Consider the following 13,389-nt stretch of genomic DNA (forward strand, 5'->3'; position numbering starts at 1 on the left):
GCGCATCCTAATAAGCAAGGAACCGGAACAGCATGAACACCAGAGATCTCGTCCTTATCGCCCTCTTTGCCGCGATCGTCGTCGTGCTCGGCCTCATTCCGCCGATCACGCTCGGCTTCATTCCCGTGCCGATCACCGCGCAGTCCATGGGCGTGATGCTCGCCGGCTGCATTCTCGGCGCCAAGCGCGGCGCTTTCGCCTTCCTGCTCTTCATTCTGCTCGTCGCCATTGGTCTGCCGGTGCTATCAGGCGGTCGTGGCGGTCTCGCCGTCTTTGCCGGCCCGTCTGGCGGCTTCATTCTCGGCTGGGTCGTTGCCACCTTCGTCACCGGCCTGATCGCGCAGCGCTTCGTCCGGGAAGGCCAGGCTGAACTGCACCAGTTCGTCGGCTTCTTCCTCGCCTCGGTAATCGGCGGCATCGTCGTGCTCTATGCGATCGGCATGCCCTGGGTATCGGCCGTCACCGGCACGCCGCTGCTCGCGGTTGCCACCGGTTCGCTCGCATTCCTTCCCGGCGACCTGCTGAAGGCCGCCATCGCGACGCTTGCCGCACGCGCCGTCTTCGCCGGCTATCCGCTGCTGCCGGTTCGCGCCTGAACCGATGCCGTTTGCCGCCGCCATTGCGCGCCACGCGGAACAAATCCCGCAAGTCCCGGCCTTCCGCATGGAAGGCCGGGTTTTCACATTCCGGGAGCTTGCGCTTTGCGCCGGCCAGCTCGTTTCCGCGTTCGGGAGATTGACGGCAGACACCGGGAATAAAAACGTCCTGCCCGCCACCACAAAGCTGATCGCACTGGAGATCGGCAACCATCCCCTTTTCGCTGCCGCATTCGTCGCCGCAACATCAGGCGGGCATTGCGTTGTTTTGATCGACCCACATCTGCCGGAGACAACGCGGGCGGCAATGCGTGAGCAATTGCGCCCCGACATCACGGTTCGCGCCGACGGCGAGGGGCTGCGGCTCGATGCGACCGCTTCCGGTCAAAGCCTGCTTTTCGCCGCCGGTTCAGACGAAGACATGACGCCGATCGCCATCGGCGCCGATGACGAGCCGTTTCTCGTCGTCTTCACTTCCGGTACCACGGGCATGCCGAAAGCGATCGTGCGCGATCGCGGGTCCTGGCGGCGCAGCCTGAAGATGGGCCAGGATTTTTTTGGCATTAACAGCGACACGCGCACCTTCGCCCCCGGCCCGCTCGCCCATGGGCTGACGCTCTATGCGTTCGCCGAAACGCTTGTTGCCGGCGCCGAATTCGTCGGCATGGCGCATTTCGATGCGGCGCGTGCGTCCGAGACCATCGCCTCGCAGGATGTCAGACGGCTCGTGCTGGTACCGACGATGCTGAGGCGGCTCTGCGCATCGCCTTCCCATGCGGCATTGGCGTCGGTGCAGAAGATCACCGTTGCCGGCGCCAAGCTGACACCCGCCGATCGCGCAGCCGCTGCGACACCGTTTTCGCAAGCTGACATCGTCGAGTATTACGGAGCATCCGAACTCGGCTTCATCAGCGTTGCCGGTCCCGGCGACACAGCATCGGCGACCGCCGTCGGACGCGCCTTTCCCGGTGTCGGCCTAATCGTGCTCGACGAGAGCGAAAAGCCGCTACCGTCAGGCGAAGCCGGCACGATCTTCGTCAACAGCGACCTGATTTCGAGCGGCTATATCGGCACCGGAGATGGTGCGGGCCTCAGGCGTGTCGGCAGGCTCGCAACCGTCGGCGACCTCGGATTCCTTAGTGCCGACGGCACGCTGCATCTCGTCGGGCGCTCCGGCGGCATGGTGCTTTCCGGCGGCAACAACATCTATCCGCAGGAGGTCGAGGCGACGCTTGTCGGGCATGCCGATGTGCATGCGGCGTTCGTTCTCGGACTGGACCATCCCGATCTCGGCAGCGAACTCGTCGCCGTCATCGAGCCGAATGGTGCAACAATCGACCGAGCGGCGCTCGACCGTCATCTCGACAGCCATCTGCCGCGCTATAAACATCCACGACGGATCTGGCTTTGCCATACCTTACCGATGACGCAATCTGGTAAGGTGGCCGCCGGGACTCTCAAGCAATGGATTGTGGACGGACATGACGCCCTTGAGCCCTTCGTCTGACCCATCGCGCACACCGGTGATCGTGGCGGCCCTGCGTACGCCTGTTGGGCGCGTGCGCGGCGTGCTCGCGGAGGTCGAGCCGGCACGGCTCGCTGCGCCGTTGATCACCCGCATCCTCGCCGATGTCGGCCTGGCGGCGGAGGCGCTCGATGACGTCATCCTCGGCAATGCCGCCAACTGCGCCGGCAACCTTGGACGGCTGGCGGCACTTGAGGCCGGACTTCCGGTATCGACACCCGGCCTGACCATTGACCGGCAGTGCGGCGCCGGGCTCGAGGCCATCACCCTTGCCGCCCGTCTCATCCAGTCGGGCGCCGGTCGCTTCTACCTTGCCGGCGGCACCGAAAGCGCCAGTCGCGCCCATATTCGCCTGAGGCCGCCGACGACCCCTGGCGAAGAGCCTCAACCGATCAAGCGTTCGCGCATGGCACCGGACGAGATCGGTGACCCTGACATGGGCGTTGCCGCCGAAAACGTCGCCACAGCCTGCAGCATTTCCCGCGAAAGACAGGATGCGTTTGCGCTCGAAAGCCAGCGACGCGCCGTCGCCGCCCAGGGCGCGGGCCGGTTTACGCGCGAGATCGTACCGATCGAAACGACTGCGGGGATCGTCGAGGCCGACGAATGCCCGCGCGCCAATGCATCGCTCGAAACCCTGCAGCGGCTGAAACCCGTCTTCGTCCAGGACGGCACGGTGACCGCCGGAAATGCCTGCCCGATCAACGACGGCGCAGCGATGGTTCTGGTGACCAGCCTTGCCGAAGCGCGACGCCTGGGGCTTTCCTTTGCGCTCGAATTCATCGATGCGACGACCGCCGGTGTGCATCCCGATCTGCTCGGGCTCGGCCCGGTGCCGGCGATGGAAAAACTGAAAGCGCGCAATCCGGCGCTTGATGTCGATGCGATTGATTTCATCGAATTCAACGAGGCCTTCGCCTCGCAGGTGCTCGGCAGCCTAGATCAACTCGATATTTCGCCGGAACGGGTCAATCTCGACGGCGGTGCCATCGCCCTCGGCCATCCCTATGGCGCATCCGGCGCGATCCTCGTGGTGCGGCTGTTCACGCAGATGCTGGCAGTCCCGCGCGAAACGCAGGCACTGGCGATGATGGGCATCGGCGGCGGCATGGGCGGCGTCGCGCTGTTCCGCAGCCTGCGGCCTACCGAATAGGTTCGTGATGGTTCAGAGAATGTAGCTGCCGAGCCATTCGCGCGTTGCGGCCGGCACCGGCAGCGGCGTGTGCCGTTCGCGATCGACGGCAACCCAGACAATCTCGAGTTCTGCCGCAAGCTGGCCGGCCGCCTCGACGCGCACGGCAAAGCTCACCGAGCTTCCGCCGATCTTGGCGACAGTAACGATGAAGCGCGCCGGCTCGTCATAGCGCAGGCCGCGATGGAAGACACAGGCCGAGCGGCGAACGAGATAGGCAGGCTCATGGACGACCGACGGCCGGTGCCGCCAGAGTTGGGAAAGTGCCGCTTCGGCATGGGCATAGTAGGCGGCATTGTGCATGTGGCCATGCATGTCTATATCGCGAAACGGAATGCGGATTTCCGTGACGTTTTCCCGCTCCCTGCCGTCCATGCGAGGTCCTCTTAGAATGCGCTCCACCCTCGTTAGCCAGTTCGGCGATCCGCGACAAGTGATTGCGCTCGTCGATGCCGAGCGAATCCCGCCGGGGCACGGCGGGGTCGAGATCGCGCTCTCCCTGTCGGCCATCAATCCCTCCGACCTCATTCCCGTCACCGGCGCCTATAGTGCCCGGACGACCCTGCCCTTCGTGCCCGGCTTCGAGGGCGTCGGCACCGTCAGCCGCATCGGCGCTGGCGTTACGACCTTGAAGCCCGGCGATCGCGTGATCCCGATCGGCGCAAGCGGCCTTTGGCAGCAATATCTGGTACGGCCGGCCGAATGGTGCTTTGCCGTGCCTGACGATATCGACGACCGCCAGGCGGCCACCAGCTACGTCAACCCGCTGACGACGATCCGGCTCATCGAAGCGCTCAAGTCCCATTTCGGATCGGTGAACGGCCAGAGAATCGGCGTGACCGCAGCGGGTTCGGCCATCGGCGGCATGCTGCTGAAGCTCATGTCGGGCGAAGGCGCAAAACCGATAGGGATCGTGCGCAGCCAACGCAGCGCCGAGCGGCTTGCGTCCGACACACCCGGCAAAATCGTCATCGCCGATAAAGGGCATATCCCTTCGGGCCTTGCCTTCGACGCCATTGTCGACGCGGTCGGCGGCCCGTTTGCCGGCGAGCTCATCGGCCAGACGCTCCAGCTCGGCGCCGCATTCATCCAGTATGGCGCGCTTAGCGGTGTGCCCGTGCCGATACCGGCAATCCAGGCTCGGCCGGATGTACGCTTCTCCTTTCTGTGGCTGAGAACCTGGGTGCACGCCGCCGGTCGGCCAGCGATCGAAGCGGCTTTTGCGCAGAGTTTTGCCGGTCTGCGCACCGGGCTTTTCTCAAGCCGGATTGCGCAAACCTACCCGCTCAGTTGCCTGGATGAGGCCTTGGCGCATCAGGCGGATCCTCGCCGCGACGGCAAGCTGCTGCTTGATACGCGCTGTTGAAAATCAGTGCTTTCGCTTGGGCGCGCCATGGACGTTGGCAGGTTGGAGCACTAGTTTCGGCGCATGACCACGCTGCTCTATGAAAATCCGATCTTCCTGGAACACGAGGTTCCGGAAGGTCACCCTGAAAGGCCGGACCGGCTGAAAGCGCTGAACCTTGCGCTCGAGCACCCGAATTTCGCCGACCTCAAGCGCATAAAGGCGACGAAGGCGAGCGAAGACCTGGTGCTGCTCGCCCATCCGGAGGAGCATCTGCGCACCGTCAAGCGCGCCATCCCCGAAGAGGGCATCGCCAATCTGGAAGCTGACACCTATGCCAGCCCGTTCAGCCTCGAGGCGGCATTGACCGGCATCGGCGGTGCGGTTGAGGCGGTCGATGCAGTTTTCACGGGCAAGGCCGACAACGCTTTCGTCGCGGCGCGTCCGCCCGGCCACCACGCCGAGAAGAACAAGGCCATGGGCTTCTGCTTCTTCAACACCGTCGCGATTGCCGCCCGCCACGCACAGGTGGCGCATGGGGCAGAGCGCGTGGCGATCGTCGACTGGGACGTGCACCACGGCAACGGCACTCAGGACATCTTCTGGGACGATCCGTCGGTGCTTTTCTGCTCCACTCATCAGATGCCGCTTTATCCCGGCACCGGGGCCAAGGACGAAACCGGCGTGAAAGGCAACATCGTCAACGCGCCGCTCTCGCCCAATGCCGGCAGCGAGCATTTTCGCGAGGCGTTCCGCTCTCGTGTGCTGTCGGCGCTGACGAACTTCCGGCCGGATTTCATCCTGATCTCGGCCGGCTTCGATGCCCACTACCGCGATCCGCTGGCGCAGATCAACCTTGTCGCCGAGGACTTCGACTGGGCGACGGGCCGCCTGCACGAGATCGCCGACCGCAGCGCCGGCAACCGCATGGTCAGCCTGCTCGAGGGCGGCTATGACCTGCAGGGACTGGCCGAGTCGGCCGGCATGCATATTTTGAGATTGATGAGAGGGTAACCATGACCACCACCACGCAACCGGACGTTTCGGCCCTCTCCTTCGAGCAAGCCGTCGAAGAGCTGGAGCGCATCGTCTCGGCACTGGAACGCGGCGACGTCGCGCTCGACAAGTCGATCGAGATCTATGAGCGCGGCGAAGCGCTGAAGAAGCACTGCGAGGCGCTGTTGAAGGCTGCCGAAGACCGGATCGAAAAAATCAGGCTCGACCGTGCCGGCAAGCCGCAGGGCGTGGAACCGCTCGACGCGGAGTAAACGACGGGGGATTGGTCAACGTCCGGAAACGCTGCGTCTTCGCCTAGCGCCTACCCGCAACGTGCGTTAGGCGCTAGGCTCAGACCATACGAACAACGGGAGCGTGCACCATGTCCTTCTTTCCAGGCCCCGACCCGCTCGCCGGCGACAAGCCCGCCTGCGACGCCATCGAACACCTGATCATCCCGCGCACCAGCGACATCGGCGGATTGCAGGTTCGCCGCGCACTACCGACAGCGAAGCGGCGGCTTGTCGGGCCGTTCATCTTCTTCGACCGGATGGGACCGGCGCTGTTGCGTGCCGGCGAGGCGATCGATGTTCGGCCGCATCCGCATATCGGCCTTTCGACCGTGACCTATCTGTTCGACGGCGAAATCAAGCATCGCGACAGCCTCGGCACCGAAATGGTCATCCGCCCCGGCGACGTGAACCTGATGACCGCCGGCCGCGGCATCGTTCACTCCGAGCGTTCACCGGAAAACCAGCGCGGGCATGAACGCTCGGTTTCCGGGTTGCAGACCTGGCTGGCGCTCCCCGACCACAAGGAAGAGATCGACCCGATCTTCGACCATACCGAACGGCACATGCTGCCGCAGCTCAATGACGGCGGCATAGATGCCCGGGTGGTGATCGGCAGCTTCGAAGGGCAGAAGTCGCCGGTCTCGGTCTTTACCGACACGATCTATGTCGACCAACATCGCGCCCGGCAAAAGCGCGCCGTTTGCCGCCAATTGGGAAGAGCGTGCGATCTATATCCTCTCAGGCGAAGCGATCATCGCCGGCGACCACTTCGCCGACAATCAGCTGCTGGTCTTCCGGCCTGGCGACGAAATCACCGTCACCGCCGGTCCGCTCGGCTGTCATGTCATGCTGTTCGGCGGCGCAGCACTCGGCTCGGCCCGCCACATCTGGTGGAATTTCGTGTCATCGTCAAAGGACCGCATCGAGAAGGCCAAGGAAGAATGGCGCACCGGCCGCTTCGACATCGTGCCCGGCGACGAGGAGGAATTCGTGCCCCTTCCCACCGGTTGAGGGCATCGAACAACCGCGACCGCTTGCCGCTTCCAGTTGCCGCATGCTTCCTTAAATCGATTTCGATTCAGGGAATCATACGGTAGTGTCTAGGACAACGACGCAGGAAAGCCTAATTTTGCATTCAGCAACAATTGCGTCTAAAGAGCCGCTTTAACGGTACCACCAACTATCGCGCACCCGATCCGTGCGGTGCGCATGAGGCATGCAGCGTGACACAACTGCCAACGAACCCGATGCCGGCAACCCCCTTGCTCGACAAGGTGACCTTTCCCGACGATCTGAAGAAGATCGACGACAAGGATCTGCCGCAGCTTGCCGGCGAAGTTCGTGCAGAGATGATCGATGCGGTCTCGCGTACCGGTGGCCATCTCGGCGCGGGCCTCGGCGTCGTCGAGCTGACGATCGCCATCCACAAGATATTCAACACGCCGCATGACCGGCTGATCTTCGACGTCGGCCATCAGTGCTACCCGCACAAGATTCTGACCGGCCGTCGCGATCGCATCCGCACCTTGCGCCAGGAAGGCGGCCTGTCCGGCTTCACCCGTCGCGCCGAAAGCGAATACGACCCCTTCGGTGCCGCGCACTCCTCGACGTCGATTTCCGCCGGCCTCGGCATGGCTGTCGCCGCCGACCTCGACGGCAAGAACCGCAATGTCATCGCCATCATCGGCGACGGTGCGCTTTCGGCCGGCATGGCCTATGAAGCGCTCAACAATGCGGGCGCGCTCGATGCCCGCCTGATCGTCATCCTCAACGACAACGACATGTCGATCGCGCCACCGACCGGCGCGATGAGCGCCTATCTGGCGCGCCTCGCTTCCGGCCGCACCTACATGGGCATCCGCGAAGTCGGCAAGAAACTGACGGCCTATCTCGGCAAGACGGTCGACCGGGCGATCACCCGCGCGGTCGAGCATGCCCGCGGCTACGTCACCGGCGGCACGCTGTTCGAGGAAATGGGCTTCTATCATATCGGCCCGATCGACGGTCACTCGTTCGAGCACCTGCTGCCGGTACTGCGCAACGTTCGCGACAACGCCAAGGGGCCGGTGCTGATCCATGTGGTGACGCAGAAGGGCAAGGGCTATCCGCCCGCCGAAGCCGCTGCCGACAAGTATCACGGCGTCAACAAGTTCGACGTCATCACCGGCGCGCAGGCCAAGGCAAAGCCGAACGCGCCCGCCTACACCTCGGTCTTCGCCGAAGCCCTGACGCAGGAAGCCGGTTTCGACGACAAGATCGTTGCGGTCACCGCCGCCATGCCATCCGGCACCGGGCTCGACAAGTTCGCCCTCGCCCACCCCAAGCGCTGCTTCGACGTCGGAATCGCCGAACAGCACGCGGTGACCTTTGCGGCCGGTCTGGCATCTGAAGGCTACAAGCCGTTTGCCGCACTTTATTCCACCTTCCTGCAGCGCGGCTACGACCAGGTGGTCCACGACGTGGCGATCCAGGGCCTGCCTGTGCGTTTTCCGATCGACCGCGCCGGTTTCGTCGGCGCCGACGGGCCTACCCATGCCGGCTCCTTCGACACGACCTATCTCGCGACCCTGCCCGGCTTCGTCGTCATGGCAGCCGCCGACGAGGCAGAGCTGAAGCACATGGTGCGGACCGCTGTCGCCTATGATGCCGGCCCGATCTCGTTCCGCTATCCGCGCGGCGAAGGCGTGGGCGTCGAAATGCCGGAGCGCGGCCAGATCCTTGAAATCGGCAAGGGCCGCGTGGTCAAGCAAGGCTCCAAGGTGGCGCTGCTTTCCTTCGGCACGCGCCTTGCCGACTGTTTGTTGGCCGCCGAAGATCTCGACGCGGCGGGTCTTTCGACGACGGTTGCCGACGCGCGCTTTGCCAAGCCACTCGACCACGACCTCATCCGCCAGCTTGCCCGCCATCACGAAGTGCTTGTGACCATCGAGGAAGGCGCAGTCGGCGGTTTTGCCAGCCACGTGCTGCAGTTCCTCGCAGAAGACGGCCTGCTCGACGGTGGCCTGAAGGTGCGCCCGATGGTGATGCCTGACATCTGGATGGAGCAGGCAAAGCCCGAAGCGATGTATGCCTTGGCCGGCCTCGACCGCGCCGGCATCGTTTCTACGGTGTTCAAGGCACTCGGCCAGAAGCAGGATATCGGCATCGGCGCTGCCGGCTAAGGCTACGCGATCGAAGGCAGTCCGAAACACCAAAGCCCCGGCGATGAACCGGGGCTTTTGCTTTCTTGTGTGTCGTGGCGACGATCAGAATTCCTGCCAATCGTCCTGCGCCACCGCCGCATTGCCGTAAGACACGGGGCGGGCGGCACTCGCCGAGCGTATCGGTGCAGATGGCGCCGCCATAGTGGTGCCATGGTGCGCAGATCGCTTGGGGCGGTCATGCTGTTCGTGCGGCCCGGCAGCGTGAAGCGGGCGATGAGCTCGCGCAGACGGCCGGCCTCGCTGGCGAGCTGGGCGCTGGCGGCATTGGCCTCTTCGACCATCGCCGCGTTCTTCTGCGTCACCTGGTCCATCTGGTTGACGGCGGTGTTGACTTCGCTGAGCCCCACCGACTGTTCGCGCGCCGAGATGGCGATCGCGTCCATGTGCTGGTTGATGGTGGCCACATGGCCGCCAATCGCCTTCAGCGCCTCGCCGGTATCGCGCACCAGCTTGACCCCGCCTTCGACCTCGACGCTGGAATTGCGGATAAGCTCCTTGATCTCCTTGGCGGCCTTTGCCGAGCGCTGGGCCAGCTCGCGCACCTCCTGGGCAACGACCGCAAAGCCTTTGCCGGCCTCGCCCGCCCGCGCCGCTTCGACACCGGCATTGAGCGCCAGGAGGTTGGTCTGAAAGGCGATCTCGTCGATAACGCCGATGATGTTGGAGATCTGGCCGGAGGAGCTTTCGATCCGGCGCATCGCTTCCACGGCACTCGCCACCACGACGCCGGATTTGGCAGCGCTTGAATTCGCCTCTCCGGCCACGATGCGCGCCTTTTCGGCCCGCCGCGTCGAGCTCGTGACGTTGGCGGTGATCTCGTCGAGGGCCGCCGCGGTCTGTTCCAGCGATGCGGCCTGCTGCTCCGTGCGCCGCGACAGGTCGTCAGCACTTTCGCTTATTTCGCGTGATGTGATTACTTCCCTGTCTCCTTGGGGGTTTTATCACCACGTCTTACCCGCTCTGCCGAGCAGCCGTGCAGCGAGGGGGCTTGCCAATAGGCCGCCAACCCTCCATGAGAAACACATGTCAGAAGAACGCCAGAATGAAGAACACAAGAACAGAGTCCGCCTGGACCAGCTGCTGCTCAACACAGGACTGGTGGCTAGCCGTGCCCGTGCCCGCGACGCGATCCAGCGCGGCACCGTCAAGGTCGACGGCCGCACGGTCACCAAGCCGTCGTTGGCCTTTGCCGAGAGCGTGACCATCACCATCGATGACCCGGCGCAGGACTATGTTTCGCGCGCAGCGCTGAAGCTTGCCGCAGCGCTCGATCATTTCGCGCTCGATCCGACCGGTGAAAGCTGCGTCGATATCGGCGCCTCCACCGGCGGTTTCACCGAGGTGCTGTTGAAGCGCGGTGCCGATCACGTGGTTGCCATCGATGTCGGTCATGGCCAGATCCATCCGCGGATCTCGGGCGATCCGCGCGTCACCAGCATCGAGGGCCTCAACGCCCGGGCGATGACCGAGGACGACATCGACAACCGTGAAGTGACCTTCATCGTTTCCGACGTCTCCTTCATTTCGCTGAAGCTCGCCTTGCCGCCGGCACTCGAGATGGCGCTTCGCGGTGCGCACTGCATCCTGCTGGTCAAGCCGCAATTCGAGGCCGGTCGCGATGCGATCAGCAAGGCCGGACTGCTGAAGGATCCCGACAGCGCGCCGGCGGTTGCCGCCGAACTCGAGCGCTGGCTGGTCGAAGACATGGGCTGGCAGAGCCTCGGGCTGATCCCCTCGCCGATATCAGGCGGCGACGGCAACGTCGAGTTCCTGCTGGCCGGGAAAAAGCCATGAGCACGCAGACCCTGACCATCGCCCGTCTCGGCGCGCAGGGCGACGGCATTGCCGAAACCGAGGCTGGTCCGGTCTATGCGCCCTTCACGCTGCCGGGCGAGAGCGCGGCCCTTGCGGTCAACAAGTCTCAGGGCACGCTGATCTCGCTGCGCGAAGCATCGCCTGACCGGGTCGAACCGCACTGTCGCCACTTCGGCCCGGACGGTCAGAACGGCACCTGCGGCGGCTGCACGTTGCAGCACGCGGCCGACGGCCTCTACCAGACCTTCAAGCGCGACCTGGTGATCAACGCCTTGAAGTCGAAGGGATTGAAGCCTGATGTCGCGCCGCTGATAACAGCCCAACCCGGCGAGCGCCGCCGCGCCGTGTTCACGGCGCGCAAGACCGAAAAAGACCTGCTCCTCGGCTTCAACCAGGCGGAAAGCCACCACATCGTGGCGATTTCGGAATGTCCCGTCACGAGCCCGGGCATCGTCTCGCGGCTCGCCACCATCGGCAAGATCGGCGCGGCCATGGCCGTCAACGCCGAACCGTTCCGCATCACCGTTCTCGAAACGCTTTCCGGTCTCGACCTTTCGGTCGACGGCATCAAGGGATTTGGCGATCGCGAGCGCCGGCGCACCGTCGAGACGGTTCTCGGAGAACGCGGCATTGCCCGCGTCAGCCTCAATGGTGAGATCATCGTCGAGCCGACGAAGCCGGTGATCGAATTCGGCGGCGTCTCCGTCTCGCCGCCGCCCGGCGGCTTCACCCAGGCAACGCTTGCCGCTGAAGAGGCGATGGCAGCACTGGTGCTCGATCATATCGGCAAGGCAAAGCGGGTTGCGGACCTCTTTGCCGGCAGCGGCACATTCGCCCTGCGCATCGCCCGCAAGGCCCGCGTGCACGCGGTCGAAGGCGAGGACAAGGCGCTGAAGGCGCTCGACTTCTCCGCCCGCAACACGCAAGGGCTGAAGCCGGTGACGATCGAGAAGCGCGATCTCTTCCGCCGCCCGCTCATGGCGCAGGAACTGAAGGTTTACGATGCCATCGTCTTCGACCCGCCACGCGCGGGCGCGGACGTGCAGTGTCAGGAAATCGCCCGCTCCGGCGTCAAGAAGATCGTCGCCGTCTCCTGCAATCCGACAACGCTTGCCCGCGATCTCGCGATCCTCGTTGCTGCCGGCTACCGCATCACGTCGGTCACGCCGATCGACCAGTTCCTCTGGTCGGCCCATGTCGAGGCAGTCGCAACGCTCGAGAAATAGAAAAAGGCCCGGATGTCCGGGCCCTTTCTCATCGTTCAGACCGATGCACCCGACCTATGCCGCCCGCCGACGCGACGTTGGTGTCGGCGCATAGGCGCTCTGGGTATTGCCGAGGTTGAACTGGGCCAGAAGCGCATTGAGCGAAGCGGCTTCCGAAGCCAGGCCATGGCTTGCCGCCGTCTGNCGGCGCATAGGCGCTCTGGGTATTGCCGAGGTTGAACTGGGCCAGAAGCGCATTGAGCGAAGCGGCTTCCGAAGCCAGGCCATGGCTTGCCGCCGTCTGCTCTTCCACCATTGCCGCGTTCTGCTGCGTGCCCTGGTCCATGGTGTTGACTGCCGTGTTGATCTCCTGAAGGCCGGTCGACTGTTCGCGCGTCGCCGTGACGATCGCGCTCACATGCTTGTTGATCTCCTGCACTTCGGCAACGATCGTCTCCAGCGCCTTGCCGGTGTCGCCGACCAGCGTCACGCCGCTGCGCACCTGGTTGCCCGAGGTGGTGATCAGCGCCTTGATCTCCTTGGCGGCATTGGCCGAACGCTGTGCCAGTTCACGCACTTCCTGGGCAACGACGGCAAAGCCCTTGCCGGCATCACCGGCACGGGCCGCCTCGACGCCGGCATTCAGCGCCAGCAGGTTGGTCTGGAAGGCGATGTCGTCGATGACGCCGATGATGTTGGAGATTTCGCCCGACGATTTTTCGATCGCATGCATCGCCTCGACGGCGTTGGCAACGACCTCGCCGGACTTTTCGGCACCGGCCCGGGTGCGGGCGACCAGCACGCCGACTTCCTCCGCCCGGCGGGCAGAATCCTTGACCGTGGTGGTGATCTCTTCAAGCGCAGCTGCCGTCTCTTCGACCGAGGCTGCCTGCTGCTCGGTGCGGCGGGCCAGATCGTCGGCGGCCGAACGGATTTCCGTCGCACCGGCGTCGATGCCGCGGGCATTGGCACCAACGGCGCAGAGCGTGTCGTGCAGCTTGGCGACCGAGTTGTTGAAGTCGGCGCGCAGACGATCGAGACGATCGGCAAACGGATTGTCGATGCGGTAGGCGAGATCGCCGTCGGCCAGGCGGCCGAGACCGCTTGCCAGGCCATCGACGGCCTGCTGCACTTCGGCAGCATCACGGGCATCGCGAGCCTGGCGTTCCAGGCGCTCGCGCTCCGACAGTGAACGGTTGGCGTCGGCCTCGTCTTCGAG

Annotated in this window: 10 protein-coding genes and 3 pseudogenes; 10 read left to right on the plus strand and 3 right to left on the minus strand. The window is 64.5% G+C overall.

Features of this window, described 5'->3' with window-relative positions; all coding sequences use genetic code 11:
* Positions 1–32: 32 nt before the first annotated feature.
* Genes ASD00_RS36885 through ASD00_RS36895 form a run of 3 tightly spaced genes read left to right on the plus strand, consistent with a single transcriptional unit; the run spans position 33 to position 3,274 of the window.
* Positions 33–596 (plus strand): biotin transporter BioY, encoded by a 564-nt coding sequence (locus tag ASD00_RS36885; RefSeq protein WP_025426155.1) that lies wholly within the window; start codon positions 33–35, stop codon positions 594–596.
* 4 nt (positions 597–600) lie between these two features.
* A complete protein-coding gene (locus tag ASD00_RS36890) occupies positions 601–2,103 on the plus strand; it encodes a class I adenylate-forming enzyme family protein (protein WP_025426154.1) in 1,503 nt (500 codons plus the stop codon).
* A complete protein-coding gene (locus tag ASD00_RS36895; protein ID WP_025426153.1) occupies positions 2,087–3,274 on the plus strand; it encodes a thiolase family protein in 1,188 nt (395 codons plus the stop codon). Before ASD00_RS36890 ends, ASD00_RS36895 begins: the two co-directional genes overlap by 17 nt.
* A 12-nt stretch (positions 3,275–3,286) precedes the next feature.
* Here ASD00_RS36895 and ASD00_RS36900 read toward each other — a convergent pair whose 3' ends face one another.
* Entirely contained in the window at positions 3,287–3,688 is a 402-nt protein-coding gene (locus ASD00_RS36900; protein WP_025426152.1) for a thioesterase family protein, read from the minus strand.
* A 16-nt stretch (positions 3,689–3,704) separates the two neighbouring features.
* Between ASD00_RS36900 and ASD00_RS36905 the strand changes: the two genes are divergently transcribed.
* The 5 genes and pseudogenes from ASD00_RS36905 (at position 3,705) to dxs (ending at position 9,108) form a co-directional block, all read left to right on the plus strand.
* Entirely contained in the window at positions 3,705–4,679 is a 975-nt protein-coding gene (locus tag ASD00_RS36905) for a zinc-dependent alcohol dehydrogenase family protein (protein WP_025426151.1), read from the plus strand.
* 63 nt (positions 4,680–4,742) lie between these two features.
* Positions 4,743–5,672 carry a histone deacetylase family protein gene (locus tag ASD00_RS36910; RefSeq protein ID WP_025426150.1) on the plus strand — a complete coding sequence of 310 codons (930 nt, stop codon included), beginning with the start codon at positions 4,743–4,745 and terminating at the stop codon, positions 5,670–5,672.
* Positions 5,673–5,674: 2 nt separating this feature from the next.
* The gene (locus ASD00_RS36915; RefSeq protein WP_025426149.1) at positions 5,675–5,926 is read left to right on the plus strand and encodes an exodeoxyribonuclease VII small subunit; all 252 of its coding nucleotides are present in this window, start codon (positions 5,675–5,677) and stop codon (positions 5,924–5,926) included.
* Positions 5,927–6,036: 110 nt separating this feature from the next.
* Positions 6,037–6,958 (plus strand): annotated as a pseudogene (locus tag ASD00_RS36920) (pirin family protein).
* A 236-nt stretch (positions 6,959–7,194) separates the two neighbouring features.
* The gene (dxs, locus tag ASD00_RS36925; protein WP_038575941.1) at positions 7,195–9,108 is read left to right on the plus strand and encodes a 1-deoxy-D-xylulose-5-phosphate synthase; all 1,914 of its coding nucleotides are present in this window, start codon (positions 7,195–7,197) and stop codon (positions 9,106–9,108) included.
* 2 nt (positions 9,109–9,110) lie between these two features.
* Here dxs and ASD00_RS36930 read toward each other — a convergent pair.
* A pseudogene (locus tag ASD00_RS36930) lies at positions 9,111–10,058 on the minus strand (methyl-accepting chemotaxis protein); the annotation flags it as partial.
* A 115-nt stretch (positions 10,059–10,173) separates the two neighbouring features.
* Here ASD00_RS36930 and ASD00_RS36935 point away from each other — a divergent pair.
* Together ASD00_RS36935 and ASD00_RS36940 are read left to right on the plus strand one after the other, a co-directional pair.
* Positions 10,174–10,944 carry a TlyA family RNA methyltransferase gene (locus ASD00_RS36935; RefSeq protein ID WP_025426145.1) on the plus strand — a complete coding sequence of 257 codons (771 nt, stop codon included), beginning with the start codon at positions 10,174–10,176 and terminating at the stop codon, positions 10,942–10,944.
* Entirely contained in the window at positions 10,941–12,191 is a 1,251-nt protein-coding gene (locus ASD00_RS36940; RefSeq protein ID WP_025426144.1) for a class I SAM-dependent RNA methyltransferase, read from the plus strand. The genes ASD00_RS36935 and ASD00_RS36940 overlap by 4 nt, the downstream gene beginning before the upstream one ends.
* A 184-nt stretch (positions 12,192–12,375) precedes the next feature.
* On the opposite strand, the pseudogene mcpU reads toward ASD00_RS36940, so the two are convergent.
* Positions 12,376–13,389, minus strand: a pseudogene (mcpU, locus tag ASD00_RS36945) (methyl-accepting chemotaxis protein McpU); the annotation flags it as partial.

Source organism: Ensifer sp. Root31 (assembly GCF_001424825.1).
In the GTDB taxonomy this organism is placed as follows: domain Bacteria; phylum Pseudomonadota; class Alphaproteobacteria; order Rhizobiales; family Rhizobiaceae; genus Ensifer; species Ensifer canadensis.